The organism is Streptosporangium longisporum, from assembly GCF_039534895.1.
Lineage (GTDB): Bacteria > Actinomycetota > Actinomycetes > Streptosporangiales > Streptosporangiaceae > Streptosporangium > Streptosporangium longisporum.
In genome coordinates, this window is sequence record NZ_BAAAWD010000032.1 from 140239 (window position 1) to 160216 (window position 19978).

A 19978-nucleotide genomic window follows, 5' to 3' on the forward strand; every position below is an offset into this window, starting at 1 on the left:
CAGATCCCCGCCCGGAGCCCCACCGTGAAACCCGCGAACGAGGTCCCATGCCACTGCACCTGACCCCCGAGGACGCGCGCCGCTACCTGGAGAGCGGCGAGGCGCCCGGTCCCCACCTGGACCTGATCGGCGCCATGGCCGCGCAGGCCGCGGCGGCCGGGCTCCGGCTCGGCCTGTTCGAGGCCCTGGCGGACGGTCCCGTACCCCTTCCCGGTCTGGCCGCGGCGCTCGGCGCGGACCCGGCCGGGCTGCGGGTCCTGCTCGGCGCGCTGACCGCGACCGGGTACCTGACGGAGGGGCCCGGCGGGTACGCGCCGACCGCGGTGGCACGCTCTCTGCTCGGCGGGTACGGCAACACGCTGCTGTTCTGGCAGGAGGTCACGGCCGGGCTCTGGGGCGGGCTGGAGGAGTCGGTGCGCTCCGGTGGCCGCACGGCCGACTTCTACGCCTGGCTGGGCGAGCGTCCCGACGTGCTGGCCCGCTTCCAGCGGCTGCTGCGGGAGCAGGCGGAGTGGCTGGGCGAGGAGATCGTGGACGCCGCCCCCCTGCCGGACGGTGCCCGGCGGCTGCTCGACCTGGGCGGCGGCCACGCCCGCTACAGCATCGCCTACTGCCGTGACCGGCCGGGCCTGCGCGCGTGCGTCGTCGACCTTCCCGCGGCGCTGGAGGCGGGCCGCGCGGCGACGGCCTCGGCCGGGCTGACCGGCCGGGTCGAGCTGCTCGCCGGGGACGTCAGGGGCGAACTGCCGTACCGGGGGCAGGACGCCGTGCTGCTGTTCAACCTGCTGCACGGCTTCGGCGAGGAGGAGGCCGCGGCGCTGGTGCGGGCCGCGGTGGGCACGCTGCGCACCGGCGGGATCGCGCTGGTCCTGGAACGGGACCCCGGCCACCGGGGGGACGCGGTCGCGCGCGCCTTCACCTCGTTCTTCGAGCTCAACCTGCACCACACCCAGGGCGGGCGCCTGCACTCCCCGGCGACGGTCGACGGCTGGCTCGCAGCGGCGGGGTGTCCCGGGACGCGACGGCACGTCCTGACGCGTTCCCCGGCGCACGTCCTGACCGTCGCGACCCGGGCGTGAGGACCGGGCGGATCGGCGGGCCCGCGGATCGCCTGACGGGCCCGCGGGCCCGCGGTTCCACGCGGTCCCGCGGAGCCGCCGGGCGCGTGCCGCCGACCCCGGCCCGCGCGGTTGAACACGGGCCGGTGAAGCCCAGGTAACGGTCGGCTGTGGGTCCGCTCCGCGGATCACCGCGCGAGCGTCCGCTGTGCGAGGATCGCCGCCTGTACATGCGCGGTGAAGGTGATGGAGTGTGGCCACGATGAGTTCGACGAGGCGCTGGACCGTTCCCGTGGCGGGGCTCGTGGCGGCGAGCGCGCTCGTCGCGGCCCCCGGCGCCGCCGAGGCCACCACGGGCGCGGCGGGTACGGCGGCCACCGCGGGTGCGGCGGGCATGGCCGGCACCGTCTACTACGTCGACTCCAAGGCGGGCGACGACGCGGCCGCGGGCACCTCGGTCAAGGCCCCCTGGCGCAGCCTCGACAACGTCAACGCCGCGACGCTGCAGCCCGGCACCGTCGTGCGCCTCAAGCGCGGCGGAAGCTGGGCGGGCCCGCTGACCCTGTCGGCCCGCGGCACCGCCGCCGCCCCGATCACCGTCGAGCCGTACGGCCTGGGCGCCGCCCCCAGGATCGGCGGCAGGGACGCGGCCTGCGTGGTGATGTCGGGCTCCTACGTACGGGTGGCCGGGATACGGGCGAGCAACTGCCAGTGGTCCGGTTTCGAGGTGAGCGGTAACCGCAACGAGCTGGACCGCGTCGTCGCCGACCGCAACATCACCGGGGTCCACATCATCGGCGCGCACAACGTCCTCAAGAACAGCGTGCTGACCGACAACGACCGGATGAGCGTCAACGACGAGGGCGGCGACAACGACTCCGGCGCCTTCGGCGTGCTGCTCAACGGTGACGACAACCTCGTCACCGGAAACGTGATCACCGGCAGCTACGCGAAGAGCAGCGACTACGGCACCGACGGCGCCGCCGTCGAGGTGTTCAACGGCGACCGCAACCGGGTCACCCACAACATCGCCAGGAACAACGAGACCTTCGTCGAGCTGGGTGCGCGGAAGGGCAGGACCGCCACGGGCAACGTCTTCGCGCACAACGTGGTGACCTCCTCGCGCCGCGGCTCCTTCCTCGTCACCCGCGGCCCCCGCCACGTGGTGGGTCCGGTGAAGGGCACCGTCGCGGTGCACAACTCGGTCCACCTGCCGGCCCGCGACACCATCGGCTGGGCCTGCCACCACGGCTGCTCCCCGGCCATCCTGAAGCTGCGCAACAACGTCATCGTGGTGGGCGGGCAGGTGGGGTTCGAGGACGGCAAGGGGGCCGACGAGGACGCGGGCGTCTACCAGGGCCGCTCCAGGCGGTTCACGCTCGGCCCGCGGTCGATCATGGCCGATCCCGGTTTCCGGAGCCCCACCGACCTGCGCCTGCGGCCGGGCTCCCCGGCCCGGGGCCGGGGCGTCCGGCTCGGGGCCGCCTGGTACGGAGGCGCGGTCATGGCCCGCGACGTGTCCGGTGCCGTGCTCTCCGCCACCCCCGCCGCCGGTGCCTACCAATCCTGATATTTACTGATTTTGAGCATTGTTTTGGACATCTTCCTGGAACCCTCGTGAAACCTGGTTGGGACAGGCTGGGGACCAGAGCGAGGTGATCGACGATGATGTTGCGGCTACGGGTCTCCTTCCCCGACCGTCCGGGCGCCCTCGGCCAGGCGGCCCGGGTGCTCGGCACGCTGGGCGCCGACATTCTCCAGGTGACGGTCCTGGAACGGGAGTCGGGCCGGGCGATGGACGACTTCACCGTCTCCTGGCCGGGCACCGTGGACGCGGACACGGTCAGGGACCGGCTCTCCGGCGTGCCGGGGATGCGCGTGGAGGGCGTCTGGCCCACCAGGGAGGTTCCCGGAGCCGCCCCCGACTACGACCTGCTGAAGCACGTCGCCGCCGACCCCGGCCGGGCCTTCGCCACGCTGGTGGACGCGGTGCCCGACCTGGTGAGCGCCGAGTGGGCGGCGATCCTGTCCTCGGAGAGCGGGGAGCTGGTCCACCGCAGCTGGCAGGCGCCACGGACGCTGGACGAGACGGGCGGCCTGGCGGGCGTCAAGGCGGCCGACCTGGCCCCGCTGCGACCGGCCGTCCTGGGGTCGGGCCGGCACCGGATGATGAGCGTCCCGGTGCCGGAGACGGGCCTGCACCTGATCATGGCCCGCACCGACGGGCCGCCCTTCCACCGCGTGGAGCTGGAGCGCGCCGTCCGGGTGCTGGAGATCGTCTCCATCATGAGCCGCACCTCCTGAGCCGGTGCGCCGCGGTGCCGTACCCCCGAGGCCGGACGACGGTGCGGGGACGCCGCGTCCCCGGGCCGGGGTATGGGCGTGCCGGGGCCACGGAGACCAGGGGGACCAGGGGGACCAGGGGATCACGGCATCACGGCGCGGGGACGCCGCGCCGCCGGGACCGTCAGCGCTGCGGGGGGTCGACGCGGGTGCCGTCCATGGTGAAGAGCATCAGGCGGGTGGAGTCCACGCCGACCCGGGCGGACTCCCCGGACCGCCAGACCGGGCGGGAGCCGAGACGGACGATGAGGTCCGCCCTGCGGTGGTGACCGCTGGCGTGCTCCTGCTGCCGCAGCGGCTCGGCCTCCTCGTCCGCCACGGTGCCGGGCATCAGCCGGCGCAGCACCGAGCGGATCCGGCCGCCGGTCAGGGAGGGGTCGCCCAGCGCGCGGGCCTTCTGGCGGGGGTCGGGCGGCTCGGGGACGGCCACGGAGGTCAGGCCGCTCTCGACGTAGGCGAGCCACTCGTGACCGTGGTACTCCAGCGCGCGGACCCGGCCCAGGAAGACCGGCCCCTCGAAGCTGTCGGGAACCGGTGCCAGGCAGTCCGGGCGCAGCCCGACGATGATCTGACGGCCCACGTGCTGGGAGATGACGTAGGCCCTGGGATCGGTCCAAGGGATCATGATCTGGTGCGGGCCGAAGTCCAGCAGGATGTACTGGTTCTGCGGGGTGCGGACGGTCGCCGCGAGCAGGTTGAGCTGCTGGGAGCTGAGGAAGGCGGCGGTGAAGGCGGTCGCGGGGTCGTTGTAGACCTGCCCGGGGGTGCCGACGTCCTGCAGCACGCCGCGGTTCATGATGGCGATCCGGTCGGCCAGGGTCAGGGCCTCGACCTGGTCGTGCGTGACGTAGATCGTGGTCACCCCGAGCGAGCGGACCAGCGAGGAGATCTCCATCCGGAGCTCGGTGCGCATCCCCGCGTCCAGGTTGGACAGCGGCTCGTCCATCAGGAAGAGCGAGGGCTGGCGGACGATCGCGCGGCCCATCGCGACGCGCTGGCGCTGGCCACCGGAGAGCGTTCCAGGGCGTCTCTCCAGCGTCTCGTCGATCTGCAGTATCTTCGACAGCTCGGTCACGCGCTCCCTGACCATCGCCGGGTCGGCCTTGGCGATCTCCAGCGGGAAGGCGATGTTGCCGCGTACGGTCCGGTGCGGGTAGAGGGCGCCGTTCTGGAACACCATGGCCACGTCACGGTCACGGGGAGCGAGCTCGTTGGCGAGCGTGCCGCCCAGCCAGAGGTCACCGTCGGTGACGTCCTCGAGTCCCGCGATCATCCGGAGCAACGTGGACTTGCCGCAGCCGGAGGGTCCCAGCAGGACGAGGAACTCCCCCTGCTCCGCACGCAGGCTCATGCGATCAACCGCAAGGTATCCACCCGGGTACACCTTGCTCACGTTGTCGAGGACGACGGTACTCATGCGCGCTCGTTCCTCCCGGACGATCTCGCCCGGATCCCAGCCGTGTGATTGATGAGGTAGTACATCGCGTCGCTTGCCCGTGTGTCCATAGATGTCGTTAGAAATCGCTCATCTAATGGTTACTTCTTCGTTCCCTGATGTGACGGACGGTCATGACCGGACGGCTTTACGGCGACCTCACCGTGAGGGTTGAGATGTTACAGTTTGTGAAAATTTACAGAAACGAACCGCACGGGGGACGCCGGGCGCCGATCGGCTCGCGCCCGCCTGTGCCGCATGGTGGGGTGGCTCGTGATGGACGGTGAAATCGCGCAGACCTCGCGCTCACGCCCCGACGGCGCGTCGATCCGGCTGGCCGACATCGCCGCGCACGCCGGGGTGAGCGAGGCCACGGTCAGCCGGGTGCTCAACGGCAAGCCCAGCGTGTCGTCGTCGACGCGGCAGGCGGTGCTGGCGGCCCTGGACGTCATGGGGTACGAGCGACCGCAGCGGCTGCGCCAGCGCAGCAACGGATTGATCGGCCTGGTCACCCCGGAGCTGGACAACCCCATCTTCCCGGCGTTCGCCCAGGCCGTGGAGAAGGCGCTGACCCAGCACGGCTACACCCCGGTGCTGTGCACCCAGCTCCCCGGCGGTGCCCCGGAGGACGAGTTCACCGAGCTGCTCATGGACCGCGGGGTCAGCGGCATCGTCTTCGTCTCCGGCCTGCACGCCGACACCACCGCCAGGATGGACCGTTACACCCGGCTGACCGACCGCGGCCTGCCGATCGTCCTGGTCGACGGCTACAGCGAGCGGATCGAGGCGCCGTTCATCTCCCCGGACGACCGGGCCGCGGCCCGGCTGGCCGTGCAGCACCTCGCCGACCTGGGACACGAGCGGATCGGCCTGGCCGTGGGGCCGCGCCGGTTCGTCCCGGTGATCAGGAAGATCGAGGGGTACCGGCGGGCGATGTCCCAATTGCTCGGAGCGGTCGAGGTGGACGAGCTGATCTCGCACTCGCTGTTCTCGGTGGAGGGCGGCCAGGCCGCGGCGACCCAGCTGCTGGCGCGGGGGTGCACCGGCATCGTGTGCGCGTCGGACCTGATGGCGCTGGGCGCGATCCGCGCCTGCCGGGACCGTGGCCTGACGGTGCCGGGCGACGTCTCGGTGGTGGGGTTCGACGACTCGCCGCTCATCGCCTTCACCGACCCCCCGCTGACCACCGTGCGCAAGCCCATCGGGGCGATGGCCTCGGCGGCGGTGGCCACCCTGCTGGAGGAGATCAACGGGGTGCACGCCAAGCACGTCGAGCTGATCTTCCAGCCCGAGCTCGTGGTGCGCAGCTCCACCGGCTCCGGCCCGCTGGTCAACCGCTGACCTCCCGTACGGACGCCCGCGACCGGCGCGTCCGGACCCGGTGACCCTCCGCGGGCGGATGGGCGGGCTGACGGACGGGCGGGTGGCACCGGCCTCGCCGGACCGGTGCGAGCATGAGCGCATGAGCACAGCCCACGACACCGTCGACGTCGTCGTCATCGGCGGGACCGGCGTCGACACCACCGCCTACGTCCCCTCGCTGCCCCTGCCGTACGCCGACACCTACGCGGTGCCCCCGGTGATCGACCGGATCGGCAACACCGGCAGCGGCGTCGCCCTGGGCTGCCACGCCCTGGGCCTGAGCGTCAAACTGGTCGACCTGATCGGCGACGACCCGCAGGGCCGGTTCATCAGGGACCGCTTCGAGGGCACCGGCATCGACACCGCCTGGGGGCACGCCCCGCAGGGGACCCGGCGCAGCGTGCTGCTCGTCGGCCCGGACGGGCGGCGCACCTCGCTGTTCGACCCGCGCGCGGCACCGGGCGAGCGGCTGCCCGTGCGGCTGTACCTGGACGCGGTGCGCGCCGCCCGGCACGTGCACGTGTCGATCAACGACTTCTCCCGCCACGTCTACCCCGACCTGCAGGACAGGGCAGGCAAGCTCGTCTCCACCGACCTGCACGACTGGGACGGCGACGACGACCACCACAGGGACTTCGCCCTCTCCTCCGACCTGGTCTTCCTGTCGGCCACCGCACTGGGCACCCGCCGCGACGAGGTCATGCGCGGCATCCTGGCCCGGGGCCGCGCACGCGCCGTCGTCTGCACCGACGGCGCCGCGGGCTGCCGCGTCCTCGACGAGGACGGCTTCTGCGACGTTCCGGCCGCACCCCTGCCGGGCCCGGTGGCCGACACCAACGGCGCGGGCGACGCGTTCGTCTCCGGGGTCCTGTACGGGCTGCTCGCCGGGAGGTCGCTGCGCGACGCCGTCCCGCTGGGCGCCGTCGCCGGAGCCCACGCCTGCACGTCGGCCGGAACCCACGAGGACCCCGTCGACGAGGCGACGCTGCTGCGCAGGGAGCGGGAGCTCCCTGCGCAGCCCGGCCCCGGCAGGGCACGGGCGGGGAACTAGAGCGTGGACAGGTCGTGCAGCAGCCGCGCCGCCCGCTCGCGGTAGGCCGTCACGTTGCGGAGCTTCACGTGCTCGTACCCCCGGACCAGGTCGGGCAGCCCGGCCAGCTCCAGCACCCGCTCGGCGGTCTCCGGCCGCAGGTGGTCCAGCGCGCGGTGCACGTCGCGGGTGTACTCGCCGGCGAGCTCCCGCTCGGTCCCGCGCACCGCTCCCAGCCCGAACGGGTCCAGCCGGGTGCCGCGCAGCCGGCGCATGCCGTACAGCGCGCGGAAGGCCGGGTCGAACCAGGCGCCGAGCCGGATCTTGCGCTTCACGCCCATGGCGCGCAGCACCGGCGGGTGCAGGTTGTAGGAGATCCGCGCGCCCGGCCCGAACTCGGCGGCGATCCTGGCCCGCTCGGCCGGGTCGAGGTGCAGGCGCGCCACCTCGTACTCGTCCTTGTACGCCATCAGCCGGTGAAGCTCGCGGGCGTAGACCTCGGTGACCGGGCAGGAATCCCCCGAGATCGCCCGCTCGCGCTCCAGGACGGCGCGGACCGCGTCGGCGTAGCGGGCGGCGTGGCGCAGGTCCTGGTAGGCGACCAGGTCGGGCACCCGGACGGTGAGGATGCGGTGCAGCTCGGTGCCGGGCCCGGCGACCGCGTCGACGAGCCGCGCGGCCTGCGGGGACGGGGCCGGCGCGGCCGGGGACGCGGGACGGGTCGCCTCGGCCACCGCCTCGGGGGCGGCGACGACGGCGCGTCCCCAGGCGAAGGCGGCCAGTGTCCGCTCGGCGGACCGGCCACCGGTCGCGCGGATCGCCCCCTCGATCGCCTCCAGCCCGACCGGGATGAGGCCGCGCTGCCAGGCCGCCCCGATGACGATGGTGTTGGCCGGCATGTGGTCGCCGAACAGCGCCTGGGCCAGCTGCTCGGCGTCGAGGTAGACGTTCTGCCCGCGCCGGGTCCGCGTCTCCAGCACCGCGATCGGCGAGGCCGGGTCGGTCAGGTGGGTGGACGGGTCGAGCACCATCGAGCCGGTCGGGGCCAGGCTGGTGGAGACCACCGCCACGGTCCGGCCGCGGTCGGCCGCGGCCAGGTGGGCGGGGTCGGTGGCGCCGATCAGGTCCAGCGCGAGGTAGGCGTCCACGCTGGCCGTGCCGCCCCGCGCCGTACGCTCACCGTCGTCGCCTTCCCCGTCGGCGTCGTCGTAGATGAGGATGTCGGAGACGACGGTGCCGCCCTTCTGGGCCAGGCCGGTCTGGTCGAGCCCGCGTGAGCGCCTGCCGTCGAGCATCGCGGCGGTGCCGAGGATCTGCGCGACCGACACCACCCCGGTGCCGCCGACGCCGACCATCCTGATCGACGCCTCCCCGGCGCGCGCCTCGGGCAGCGGCATCGCGGGGGGAACCGGCACGGCGGCGCGCCTCCCGGCGGCCTTGCCCCTGGCGGGCAGGACGGTCACGAACGAGGGGCAGTCGCCCTCCACGCAGGAGTAGTCCTTGTTGCAGGACGACTGGTGGATCTCGGTCTTGCGGCCGAACTCGGTCTCCACCGGCAGCACCGACAGGCACTCGGACTTCTGCGCGCAGTCGCCGCAGCCCTCGCAGACCCGCTGGTTGATCGCCACCCGCTTCGGCGGGTCGGGCAGCTCGCCCCGCTTGCGCAGCCGGCGCTTCTCGGCCGCGCACTGCTGGTCGTGGATGAGCACGGTCACGCCGGGGATCGCGGCCAGCTCGCGCTGGGCGTCGTCCAGGGCCGTGCGGTCGCGGACGTCGGCGATGCCCGCCAGTTTGATCCCCCGGTAGCGCTCCGGCTCGTCGGTGGTGACGACGACCCGGCGCACCCCCTCGATCTCCAGCCAGCGGGTCAGCTCGGCCACCGACAGGGCCGGGGTGATGGTCTGCCCGCCGGTCATCGCCACCGCGCTGTTGTAGAGCAGCTTGTAGGTGATGTTGACGCCCGCGCCGACCGCGGCCCTGATCGCGAGCGAGCCGCTGTGGTGGAAGGTGCCGTCGCCGAGGTTCTGGAAGATGTGCGGGGTGTCGGTGAAGGGCGCCTGGCCGATCCACTGCGTCCCCTCGCCGCCCATCTGGGTCAGGCCCAACAGCTCGCCCTTGCCCTCGCGGTTGAGCACCACCATCGTGTGACAGCCGATACCGGCGCCGACGGGCGCGTTGTCGGGCACGGCGGTGGAGCGGTTGTGCGGGCACCCCGAGCAGAAGAAGGGGGTGCGCTTCGGGGCGAGCAGCGTCAGCGGCGCCGGGCGGTTCAGCAGCGCGAGCCCGGCGTCCATCCGGTCGCCGAAGCCGGTCAGGCCGCGGCGGCGCAGCCGGAAGGCGATGGCCTTGGCGGCCAGGTCGGCGTCGACGGACCCGTACCCGGGGATCAGCCGCTCGCCGTTCTCGTCGTGCCTGCCCAGCACGCGGGGGGCGTCGGCCGTCCCGTAGAGCACGTCCTTGACGGAGGTCTCCAGCAGCGGGGCCTTCTCCTCCACGACCAGGATCTCCGTCAGGCCCCGGGCGAACGTGCGGACGATCTCCTTCTCCAGCGGCCAGATCATGCCGATCTTCAGCAGCCGGACGCCGGCCTCCTCGGGGGTGACGCCCAGCTTGCGGAAGCCCTCGCGCACGTCGTGGTAGGCGGTGCCGGAGGCGACGATGCCCAGCCAGGCGTCCGGCGGGTCGCAGGTGATCCGGTTGAGGCCGTTCTCGCGGGCGTAGGCGCGGGCCAGCTCCAGCCTCGGGCCGACCAGGGTGCGCTCCATCTCCAGCGACCACGGGGTCAGCAAGGTGGCGTCGGGAACGTGCCGGTAGGGCCTGCCCTCGTACTCGACCTCGGGTACGACCGGGGCTGCCCGGTCGTACCCGAGGTCCACGGTGCCGGTGGCGTCCACGACGTTGGAGACGGCCTTCACCGCCACCCAGAGGCCGCTGACCCGGGACGCCATGATCGCGTGGCGTCCCAGGTCGAGCAGCTCCTGGACGCTTCCGGGGTGGACGACCGGCATGCCGAGCGCGGCGAGCGCGCTCTCGGTCGCCGAGGGGAGCGTGGAGGACTTGCAGGAGGGGTCGTCGCCGCAGAACGCGATCAGGCCCCCGGAAGGATGGGCGCCGACGAAGTTGCCGTGCCGGAACGCGTCGGCCGCGCGGTCCACGCCCGGCGCCTTGCCGTACCAGACGCCCAGCACGCCGGACCTGCGCGGGCGGGGGAGGGTGGGCACCAGCTGGCTGCCCCAGACGGCGGTGGCGCCGAGCTCCTCGTTCTGCCCGGGGCGGTGCACCACGCCGAGCGGCTCGGCGTGCCGTCGCGAGCGGGCCAGCTCCTGGTCGAAGCCGCCCAGCGGGGAGCCGGGGTAGCCCGACACCATCGCGCCGGTGTCCAGGCCGGCGGCGCGGTCGGCGCGCATCCGGTCGAGGATCACCCGCACCAGGGCCTGGGTGCCGGTCATGAAGACCCGGCCCTCCTGGCGGAGGTAGCGGTCGTCAGGGGAGATCTCACGGGCGTCGGCGAAGATCGTCATGGTCCTGGTCCCGTCTGTGGCACTCCTGCGATGTCCGCAAGGTTATGCCAGACAGAACAAAATTCGATTTCAATCTTTCCAAGGCCGGACCGTCTCGTTAGCATCCGATGTCATGGACGGGACGGATCGCGCAATTCTCAACCACCTCCAGGTGGACGGGCGGCTGAGCAACCTGGAGCTGGCCGAGCGGGTGCGGCTGACGCCGTCGCCCTGCCTGCGCCGGGTCCGCAACCTGGAGGAGGCCGGGGTGATCACCGGCTACCGGGCCGTGATCGACCCCGCGGCGGTGGGCCGGGGCTTCCAGGTCGTCGCCTACGTCGAGCTGGAGGGCCAGGACGCCGAGACGGTCACCGCCTTCGAGGCGGCCGTCCTGGAGATCGACGACGTGGTCGAGTGCCTGCGGATGTTCGGCCGCCCCGACTACGTGCTGCGGGTGGCCGTGCCCGACATGGACGCCTACAGCCAGCTCTGCCTGGAGCGGCTCGGCCGCCTGCCCGGCCTGGACAAGCTCACCTCGCAGATCGCGATGAAGGCCCTCAAGACCGGCGGCGCCCTGCCCCTGTGAGAGCAGGACGCCCGGCGGCCCCGGAGCCGTCCCCGGGGACCGCCGGGCGTCCTCGCCGCGATCGACGGCGCCCGGTCAGCCGCCGAGCGTGACGTGCAGGATCCTCTCGTTGCTGTTGTTCGGCGTGCTGTCCTTGTCACCGGTGTTGGAGGTGGTCAGCCACAGGCCGCCCGGGGCGGGCTCCACGGTGCGCAGCCGGCCGTAGGTGCCGTTGAAGTACTCCTGCACACCGGGCAGGCCGGTGCCGCTGATCGGCGAGCGGTACATCCGGGTGCCGCGCAGGCAGGCCACGTAGATCACGTCGCGCACGATGGCGATGCCCGAGCAGGAACCGGCGGCGGTGGGGTAGGTGCGCTTGGGGGCGACGAACCCGGCGGTGCCGCAGGCGCCGTTGGTGCCCTCGCACGCCGGCCAGCCGTAGTTGCCGCCCCTGGTGATGAGGTTGGTCTCGTCCATGACGCTGTTGCCGAACTCCTGCTCCCACAGCCGGCCCTGGGAGTCGAACGCCAGCCCCTGCGGGTTGCGGTGCCCGTAGCTCCACACGGGGTTGCCGAACGGGTTGTCCGACGGCACGCTGCCGTCCGCGTTGATCCGCAGGATCTTGCCGCTCAGGTTGGACGTGTTCTGCGCGTGGTCACCGTTCTGCGCGTCGCCGGTGGCGACGTACAGCTTGCCGTCAGGGCCGAACCGCAGGCGGCCGCCGTCGTGGTACTTGTTGCGCAGGATCCCGCTGAGCAGGACCTGGGCGCCGGCGGTGTTGAGCCTGTCGTTCTCCAGCTTGATCCGCACGACCCGGTTGTCGGTGGGCGAGGTGTGCATGACGTACACCCAGCGGTCGCTAACGAAGGTGGGTGAGATCTCCAGGCCCATGAGGCCGCCCTCGCCGTCAGTGCCGGCCACGTTCGGCACGGTGCCCACGGTCGTCTTCGCCCCGGTGGCGGGGTCGAGGCGGATGATGTCGTCGGCGTCGCGGCGGCCGTAGAGGATCGTGCCGTCCGGGAGCGTGACCAGGCCCCACGGGATGTCGGTGTCGGTGGTGACCTGCTTCACCGCGCACACCGGGTTGCCGCACGCCGCGCCGGTGGTCACCGTCACGGTGTTGCTGCGCGCCGAGACGTTGGCCTGCCCGTCGCGGGCCACCACGTGGTACTGGTGGCTCGTGGCGCCCGCCAGCCCGCTGTCGATGAAGGTGGTCGCCGGCGGGGTGCCGTTGACCGTGCCGACCTTGGCGCCGCCGCGGTACACGTCGTAGGCCCGGACCCCGACGTTGTCGGTCGAGGCGGTCCACCTCAGCGTCACCGTGGTGCCGGACACCGAGGCGGCCAGCTGCGTCGGGGCGCTCGGCGCCTGGGTGTCGGCCTGGCACTGCGGCGGGGTGATCGTCACCGTGGTGCTGGCCTGCGAGACGTTGCCCGCGGCGTCGCGCGCGTTGACGTACAGGCCCCAGGTGGCCCCGGGGACCACGGTGAGGCTGGTGGACAGCGTGGTGCCGCTCACCGTCTTCATCTGCTGGCCGTCGTGGTAGACGTCGTAGAAGGCCACCCCGACGTCGTCCGTCGAGGCGTTCCAGGCGAACGTCACCGAGTCGCACGTCAGGTTGCTCACCCGCGGGCCGCCCGGCACCGTCGGGGGCAGGGTGTCGGCACCGCCCGCGGACGTCGTCCACCTCTGGTTGCCGCGCCCGGTGCAGGTCCACAGCCCCACCCGGGTGCTGTTCGCCGTGCCCTCGCCGGTCACGTCCAGGCACAGGCCCGACTGCACGCCGGTGACGGTGCCGTCGGCGTTGATCCTCCAGCGCTGGTTGGCGCCGCCGGTACAGGTGTAGATCTGCAGCGCGGCCGGGGCGGTGGTGTCCTGGCCGACCACGTCCAGGCACATCGTGGCGTTGTACACCCGGAACTCACCGGCCGCGGTGAAGGTCCAGGACTGGTTGGCCTGTCCGTTGCAGTCGTAGATGTTGACGCCGGTGCCGGAGGCCGTGCTGTTGCCGATCACGTCGAGGCAGCGGCCGGAGGCCACGCCGACCACGGTCGCCGGTGCCGCCGAGGCGGGCGCCGCGGCCGCCACCGTCATGGCGAGCGCGACGGCCGCGGTGGCCACGGTGGCGACCGCGGTCATCGCGGCCACCAGCACGCGAGGCCACGGCCTGTGGCCGTTGATCGAGGGGGGTGTTCGCACCTGTTCTCCAAGGGGGGTCGTCCGCGGGGTGTCCGGGGTGAGGTGATCGTCAGCCTACGGGGCAAAGCTGACCGTTTCGGGAGTTTTGTGCTGACTCCCTCTGTCCGAAAAGATCGATCGGAAACCGCCGCGGCGTCCTCCCTGGCCGCCCGGCTACCCCCCGCGGGTCACGACGTCACGCGGAAGGTGGCGTCGCCCCGGCTCTGCGCGTCGCCGATCGGGTCGAGCCGGAGCAGGTAGTCGTAGTGCCGGATGTACCGGTCGGGGTGGTTGTAGGACTGGAAGGACGACCACGACGCGTCGGCCAGCCCGGCGACCTGGCGGAACGTGGAGTCGGCCGCGAAGGTCGCGGTGCCGTCGTCGGGCGCCAGGACGAAGTCGAACCCGTAGTGCCGCAGGTAGTAGCCGGGGTAGTTCACCGACGCGAAGGACACGTGGCCGCTTCCGTTCGCCAGGCCGGGCACCAGCCGGAACTGCGCGTCCTGGGCCGGGCTGACGTTCGCGTCGATGCGCACGTCGAGGTTCGCGTGCCGCACGTACCGGGTCTGGAAGTTGTACGACTGGATGCGGTTGACCGGCGCGGTGGCGCCCCAGCGGCCCAGGACGCGGTTCTCCTCCGCGGCGGTCAGGTTGAGGATGGAGCCGTGCCGCTTGCGGTTGGTGCCCATGCCGTAGTCGGAGCGCGTCCGGAAGTTCCGCGTGCTGCCCAGGTTCGTGGAGGTGACGGGCATGTAGCCGCGGCCGGTGGCGTACTGGTCCAGCCACAGGGCCCACTCGTTGCGGCCGTTGAACTGCGCCCACATCGGGCCCTCCACCACGTTGCCGCCACCCGTGCCGTTGGAGATCCCCATGTGCGACAGGTTCCCCAGCGTGGTCCAGGTTCCCAGGATCGAGTTGCCGGCCTCGATCGTGATGTGGCCGTCCGCCGAGGCCCGGTAGTACCGGTAGCCGCCGACGGCGCCGGGCACCTCGACGATCTGCGTGTCGATGATGCCCTGGCTGCCGCCGCGCTCGATGTACAGCTGCGGTGCCGTGAAGCTGCGGAAGTCACTGGTGCGCGCGTACCAGATGCGGTGCTTGGTCACGCCGTTGCGGGGCGAGTTCGTGGCCCAGTACAGGACGTAGTCACCGGTCTCGGGGTTGTACACGGCCTCGGGCGCCCAGGCGTTGCCGGCGCCGGGGATGGCGCCCGCGACGTTGATCAGCCGCGGGGCCGACCAGTTCACCAGGTCGCTCGACTCCCACACGACGAGCGAGGTGCTCCCGCGGTTCGCGGCGTCGCTCCACGAGGTGCCGGCGGCGATGCGCAGGTCCGTCGCGACGATCCAGTACCGGTCACCGGCGGGGGACCGGACGAGGGCGGGGTCGCGGACCCCTCGCGTGCCGACCGTGGAGCGCAGGACCAGGCCGCCGTTGTTGAGATCGCTCCAGCGCAGCCCGTCGTCGCTGTGGGCGAGGTAGATCTGCTCGCCGTTCGCCGACTCCCCGGTGAAGTGCGCCATCAGGTATCCGGTGAAGGGTTCGAGGGCGACCGCCGCCTTCGGCGCGGCCAGCGACCACGACGTGAACATCAGGCAGGCGGCGAGCACCGCGCCCACCCTGGACAGGGCCTTCAGCATGCGTTTCTCCTTCGGGGGGTGAGCGCGACGGGACGGGGCCGCCGTCCTCGGCGACCTCCGCACGGCCGGCCGCGTCGCGGGGACACGAGCGCGTCCCACGTCGTGCCGGCCCGCTGGTGTTAGCGTTAACATCTCGCGTCGCGAAAATTCGTCCGTCGCATGGACATGTGACCGCCGGCGCGCCGGAATCACGGTACGAGGCCCCGGCCCGGCCGAGGTCACATCGGCGTCACATCAGTGTGATCGCCGGTATGAGGTCGGTCAATACCCCATGACCCCGGCCGCCGATCGACCGTCAGCATCGCCACCGCTCCGGCCGCGTGCCGCGTGTCGACCGGCTCGGGACCGGCCGCGTGACCCGGACCCCGGCCGCGTGACCCGGACCCCGGACGGCTCCTAGCGCAGCAGGGGGAGGCGGCCGGTGAGGCGCTCCACCACCGCCCGCGGGCCCAGCAGGCTGACCGCGTAGTAGGCGAGGTCCGCGCTGGCGGTACGGGCCAGCCCGGCCAGGTACTCGTCGTAGACGTTGGTCCGCTGCGCGATGGCCGCCATGTCGGTGACGACCAGCTCGGCCTCGCCGGCCGCCTCGTCCCGGACCCGGCGGATCGTCTCACCGGGAGCGGCCAGCACCGTGCACCCGATCCACGGCAGGCCGGCGTGGGCGCGGCCGGAGGCGTCGGTGCCGGACGGGCCCAGGATCGCCGGGACGGCCCCGCCCGCGGACGCGGCCAGGCAGGCGGCGGCGTTGGCCTGCAGGCCGCGCGGCAGGTCCCCGTCGATCACGATCACCCACTTCACCGGGAGCCTCCGGGTGGGCAGGTCGGTCCGGAGCTCCAGGTCCCCGGCCCAGCCGGGCCAGCCGTCCTGACCGGCCCGATTGGCCGGGGCGTCCTGGGTGTCCTGGGTGGCGGGGGCGGTCCGGGTGGTCGTCCGCACGGTCATCTCCACGATCCTCTCCTCGAACTTGTGAGTGGACGGTCGCATCTTCTCCGTACGACTCACAACTCGATCGAGGCGATTCCGAATTTAGTTCAGGAATTTCTGCGAAGATGGGCCCGTGGACGAATGTGACACGGCCATTCTGGCCGAGCTGCAGCGCGACGGCCGGCAGACCAACCGCGAGCTGGCCGAGCGGATCGGCATCGCGCCCTCGACCTGCCTGGAGCGGGTCCGGTCACTGCGGGCCAGGGGGGTGATCCAGGGGTTCCACGCCGAGGTCGACCTGGCCGCCATCGGCCGGCCGGTCCAGGCGCTGATCAACGTCCGGTTGCACCCCAAGGTGCGCGAGGCGGTCGAGGCCTTCCGCGACCACGTCACCGCGCTCCCGGAGACCCTCGCGGTCTTCGTGGTCTCCGGCGGCGACGACTTCATCGTCCAGGTGGCCGTGCGCGACACCGGGCACCTGCGCGACTTCGTCCTCGACCACGTCTCCCGGCACCGCAACATCGCCGACGTGCGCACCTCGCTGGTCTACGACCACATCCGCAAGACCTCGGTCGAGGTGCTCCCCCCGGGGCGGCCGAGCCCGCCGAGGACCCGTCCCCGTCCCGCGTTCCCGCCCGCCTGACGGCGGGCGGGAAGGCCGCGTGCGGGGGGCCGTCTCAGGTGGTGGTGATGTTGACGACGCTGGTGAGGATGACCACGGAGTCCTCGTCGGCCTCCAGCGAGTGCCGCCGCTGCGGGATCGCGGCGGCCTGCCCCGCGGAGAGCGAGGCCCCCTGGCCGGTGCCGGAACCGTCGGCAGGCTCGCCGTCGACGACCCGCACCCGTCCCGACAGGACGTGCAGGGTCGCGGCCGGCGGGGCGTCGTGCTCGCCCAGGACGGTGCCCGCGGTCAACGCGATGATCGCCTGGCGGAGCGTGCCCTCGTCCAGGTAGGTGTGCGCGCTGCGGCCGTGCGCGCTCTGCCTGGCCAGGGAGAGGTGCTCCTCGGCGAGCGCCGTTATGTCGATCATGTTGTTTCCTCCCGGTCGTTCCGGCGCCCCGGGTGGACGGGGCTCGGAACCGTATATGGGTGAGTCAGCGGCTCCGCGATGCTCCGGGCCGCTCGTCGAAGCGGATCGCCCGGAGCATATCCGCATCCGGGCGGCCCAGGACGGTCACACCGGCTGCCGGGGGGAGCGTGCCGTCGCGGGCCTGGTCCATGAGCATCCGCCAGCGGCGGCAGTGCCGGGCGAAGGTCGCGTCCGTGACGACCCGGCCGCGGGCGCGCTGCCCCTCCCGGGCCGTGGCCGGGTCCACGTCCAGCAGGATCAGGTGGACCTCGCTGCCGACCCTGCGGGCCAGCCAGGCGAAGCCGTACAGGATGTGCGGCCAGGTGCCCCGGGTGTGCGCCACGACGCCGTGCCCGCCGAGCAGGGCGCGGGCGATCCGCACCACGTGGGTGGTGTGCACGATCGGGACGCGGGCCCGCGGCGGGATCGGGCCGAGGTAGCGGGTCCACCAGTTGCGGGACTGGCGCGAGTCGATGACCCGCACGTCGCCCGCCCGCACCGGATCGCGCTCGTCGCCGCTGAGCCCGTACAGCCGGTCGAGCAGGGTGCTCTTGCCCGCCCCCGGGATGCCCGCGAGCAGGACCAGCGCCCCCGCCGGGTAGTGCAGCTCTCCGTCCGGGGGACGGCCTGCCGGTGTGGTGGCCATCACGTGCACCTCGCGGAGATGGGGAATGTCGCTCGTCACGCTTCGGGCGCCCTTCCAGTGGCGGACAGGAGTTCGCCGCCGGGAGGTGCGGCGCCGTGCCGGGGGGAGCACCGGGCGGGTGGCACCCGGAAGCGGGGAGGGACGGTCGGCGGGCATGTTCGCACCTCGAATGCGCTCGTCATCCGAGGTCTCCTTCACCCGCATCGTCGCGGGCGACCGTCCGGGGACGTTGCAGAACGTCCGTACTGACCGGGCCGATTCTTGGGAAGTACTCCCCTCGCTGCTTCAAGGTTAAAGGAAACGGAGGGCGGACGCGGTCATCGAGGGCTCCAGGTCCGGGAACGCGCCACCGCGCCCGGCCCCGGGAGGGCCTCACCGGGCGTCCGGGGAGGGGCCGGGGAGGGCTCACCGGAGGGCCCGGAGGGGGACCTGCGGGACGTGCCGCGGCGCCGGCACCCCCGTGCCGGTCTGACGGACCTTCGGTGGGGGAGTGCCGGCGCCGCTGTACGGGCCGCGGGCAGGGCGGGAACGCGGGAACGCGGGGAACGGTGGAAACGCCTGGAACGGCGGGAACGGGGCCCGCGGCAGGACACGGGAGTGAGGGCGGGCCGTGGACCGGGCGCGAGCGGATCATGGGCCGATCGCGGGCGGGCCGGGGCGGGCACGAGCCGGGAACGGGTCAGGCACGGGTCAGGCCCAGGCGGGCATGGCGGGCACGAGCGGGCACGGACGCTCGGGTCCGGTCGTGGTCGGTCAGTAGCCGTACCCGGAACCGCCGGAGTTGCTGGAGTTACCGGAGTTGTTGGAGTTGGAGTTGGAGTTGCCGGAGTTGTGGGAGCTCGGGTGCGAGGACCTCGGGGACGGTGAGGCGTTGGGCGAGGACGAGGACCCACCGGCGCCCGCGGGCCTGATCAGGCCGAGCAGGCCGTGCGTGCCGCCGTCGCTGCCCGCGCTGAACCAGAGCGCGTCGGTGCCGCCGACCGCCTCGGTGCCCGGTTCCAGGTCCCACAGACCGCTCAGTGTGATGGGCCGGCCGTCGGAGGAGCGCAGCGGCCCGAGCGGGCGGCCGTTGCGCGGGTTGTAGGCGTTGATCCGGCCGTCGCCGAAGTTGCCCACGAGCAGTGCCCCGGAGTGGGCGCCGAAGCCCTTCGGGGCCAGCGTCATCGCCCAGGGGGCGTTCAGGGCCCCGCGCGCGGCGAAGCGGCCGACGAACCGGCCCGAGCCGTTGAACTGGCTGACGAACCCCTTGCCCTGCCCGGCCACCGACTTGCCGGTCTGCGGGTCGCGCTTGGCGTACGCGACGAGGATCGAACGGCCCACCACCTCCACGTTGAACGGGGCGTAGTCCTCGGGCAGGCCGGGGTCGCGGAACGCCCGTCGGCTCGTCGGGACCCGGTCGAAGTCGCCGTCGAAGACGTGGATGCGGTCGCCGGCGAAGTCGGCGGCCAGCAGCATCGCCCCGCGGTCGGTCTGGGCCAGGGCCAGGCCCTTGAAGTCGGCTCCCCTGACGAACGCGCTGATGACCGCGTCGTCCGGGTCGGCCTCGGCGTTCCAGCCGGTGATGGCCCCGCTGGGGCTGGCGAAGATGAAGGTCGCCGGTCCCGCGCCGCCCGGGCCCTTGACGACGAACTCCTCGCCCATGTTGACGACCTGCCCGGTGGGCCTGCCGCCCGGGACGCGGACCTGGGTCTTCTCCTGCTTCACGCCGCCCGCGCCGCCGGAGTAGACCGTGGCCAGGCCGGTGCCCGCGGCCGAGACCCAGAGGGTCTTGCCCATCGCCAGGCCCCAGGGGTTGACGAGCGTCGCGTCCGTGATCGCGGCTCGTCCCCCGACGTCCGAGACGAGGTTGGTGACCGAGAAACGGCTCCGGGTGAGCGCCGTCCCGGCCTTCGCCTGACCCGTCCCGGTCTTCGCCAGGCCGATCCCGGCCGGTACCTGTTTCGCTCCGCCCTGCGCCTGTCGTGTCCCGGCGGACGCCGTACCGGCGACGCCCATGACCAGGACCGTGGCGCAGATCGTGACGATGCGTACTCGCATGCATGGCTCCTCTGTGAGGGAGTGCCTTTCGCCGCGAGATACGCGCGGGGCCCGCGCCGGGTTCAGCCCGCCCGGGAACGGCGGGTGGCGGGCGGGGGCCGAGGGAGCGTGACGAGGGGTGTGACGAGGCGGCCCGCGACCGCCGGGTGGGGCGGCCGCGGGCCGGATCCATGAACGTCACACCGGGTCA

Annotated in this window: 15 protein-coding genes; 7 read left to right on the forward strand and 8 right to left on the reverse strand. The window is 72.8% G+C overall.

Annotation, left to right across the window (positions count from 1 at the left end; translation table 11 throughout):
• The first annotated feature begins 47 nt into the window (after window positions 1-47).
• From ABD832_RS41405 to ABD832_RS41415, 3 genes are all read left to right on the forward strand, one after another.
• Complete coding sequence (locus ABD832_RS41405) at window positions 48-1079, forward strand: class I SAM-dependent methyltransferase (RefSeq protein WP_344908307.1); 1032 nt, start codon at window positions 48-50, stop codon at window positions 1077-1079.
• 241 nt (window positions 1080-1320) lie between these two features.
• Window positions 1321-2628 (forward strand): right-handed parallel beta-helix repeat-containing protein, encoded by a 1308-nt coding sequence (locus ABD832_RS41410; RefSeq protein ID WP_344908310.1) that lies wholly within the window; start codon window positions 1321-1323, stop codon window positions 2626-2628.
• Window positions 2629-2723: 95 nt separating this feature from the next.
• Window positions 2724-3362 (forward strand): ACT domain-containing protein, encoded by a 639-nt coding sequence (locus tag ABD832_RS41415; RefSeq protein WP_344908313.1) that lies wholly within the window; start codon window positions 2724-2726, stop codon window positions 3360-3362.
• A 163-nt stretch (window positions 3363-3525) separates the two neighbouring features.
• Here the strand turns inward: ABD832_RS41415 and ABD832_RS41420 are convergent, their stop codons facing one another.
• A complete protein-coding gene (locus tag ABD832_RS41420) occupies window positions 3526-4752 on the reverse strand; it encodes an ABC transporter ATP-binding protein (protein ID WP_344908316.1) in 1227 nt (408 codons plus the stop codon).
• A 360-nt stretch (window positions 4753-5112) separates the two neighbouring features.
• Here ABD832_RS41420 and ABD832_RS41425 point away from each other — a divergent pair, with 360 nt between their 5' ends.
• Both ABD832_RS41425 and ABD832_RS41430 read left to right on the forward strand, forming a co-directional pair.
• Window positions 5113-6177 carry a LacI family DNA-binding transcriptional regulator gene (locus ABD832_RS41425; RefSeq protein WP_344908321.1) on the forward strand — a complete coding sequence of 355 codons (1065 nt, stop codon included), beginning with the start codon at window positions 5113-5115 and terminating at the stop codon, window positions 6175-6177.
• 121 nt (window positions 6178-6298) lie between these two features.
• Entirely contained in the window at window positions 6299-7249 is a 951-nt protein-coding gene (locus tag ABD832_RS41430; RefSeq protein WP_344908324.1) for a carbohydrate kinase family protein, read from the forward strand.
• On the opposite strand, the gene ABD832_RS41435 is transcribed toward ABD832_RS41430, so the two are convergent.
• Window positions 7246-10749: an indolepyruvate ferredoxin oxidoreductase family protein gene (locus ABD832_RS41435; RefSeq protein ID WP_344908327.1), complete on the reverse strand. Its 3504-nt coding sequence runs from the start codon at window positions 10747-10749 to the stop codon at window positions 7246-7248. The two genes, ABD832_RS41430 and ABD832_RS41435, sit on opposite strands and share 4 nt — an antisense overlap.
• Before the next feature lie 112 nt (window positions 10750-10861).
• Between ABD832_RS41435 and ABD832_RS41440 the strand changes: the two genes are divergently transcribed.
• Window positions 10862-11314 carry an Lrp/AsnC family transcriptional regulator gene (locus ABD832_RS41440; RefSeq protein ID WP_344908331.1) on the forward strand — a complete coding sequence of 151 codons (453 nt, stop codon included), beginning with the start codon at window positions 10862-10864 and terminating at the stop codon, window positions 11312-11314.
• A gap of 75 nt (window positions 11315-11389) precedes the next feature.
• Here the strand turns inward: ABD832_RS41440 and ABD832_RS41445 are convergent, their stop codons facing one another.
• From ABD832_RS41445 to ABD832_RS41455, 3 genes are all read right to left on the reverse strand, one after another.
• The gene (locus tag ABD832_RS41445; protein ID WP_344908335.1) at window positions 11390-13492 is read right to left on the reverse strand and encodes a PQQ-dependent sugar dehydrogenase; all 2103 of its coding nucleotides are present in this window, start codon (window positions 13490-13492) and stop codon (window positions 11390-11392) included.
• A gap of 167 nt (window positions 13493-13659) precedes the next feature.
• Window positions 13660-15111 carry a glycoside hydrolase family 43 protein gene (locus tag ABD832_RS41450; RefSeq protein WP_344908338.1) on the reverse strand — a complete coding sequence of 484 codons (1452 nt, stop codon included), beginning with the start codon at window positions 15109-15111 and terminating at the stop codon, window positions 13660-13662.
• Window positions 15112-15507: 396 nt separating this feature from the next.
• A complete protein-coding gene (locus ABD832_RS41455; protein ID WP_344908341.1) occupies window positions 15508-16095 on the reverse strand; it encodes a DUF2000 domain-containing protein in 588 nt (195 codons plus the stop codon).
• A 73-nt stretch (window positions 16096-16168) separates the two neighbouring features.
• Here ABD832_RS41455 and ABD832_RS41460 point away from each other — a divergent pair, with 73 nt between their 5' ends.
• The gene (locus tag ABD832_RS41460; protein ID WP_344908344.1) at window positions 16169-16678 is read left to right on the forward strand and encodes an Lrp/AsnC family transcriptional regulator; all 510 of its coding nucleotides are present in this window, start codon (window positions 16169-16171) and stop codon (window positions 16676-16678) included.
• Window positions 16679-16712: 34 nt separating this feature from the next.
• On the opposite strand, the gene ABD832_RS41465 is transcribed toward ABD832_RS41460, so the two are convergent.
• The 3 genes from ABD832_RS41465 to ABD832_RS41475 form a co-directional block, all read right to left on the reverse strand.
• Complete coding sequence (locus tag ABD832_RS41465; protein WP_344908347.1) at window positions 16713-17066, reverse strand: cupin domain-containing protein; 354 nt, start codon at window positions 17064-17066, stop codon at window positions 16713-16715.
• 64 nt (window positions 17067-17130) lie between these two features.
• The gene (locus ABD832_RS41470; protein ID WP_344908350.1) at window positions 17131-17751 is read right to left on the reverse strand and encodes an AAA family ATPase; all 621 of its coding nucleotides are present in this window, start codon (window positions 17749-17751) and stop codon (window positions 17131-17133) included.
• A 753-nt stretch (window positions 17752-18504) separates the two neighbouring features.
• A complete protein-coding gene (locus ABD832_RS41475) occupies window positions 18505-19788 on the reverse strand; it encodes a TIGR03118 family protein (RefSeq protein WP_344908354.1) in 1284 nt (427 codons plus the stop codon).
• Window positions 19789-19978: the final 190 nt, after the last annotated feature.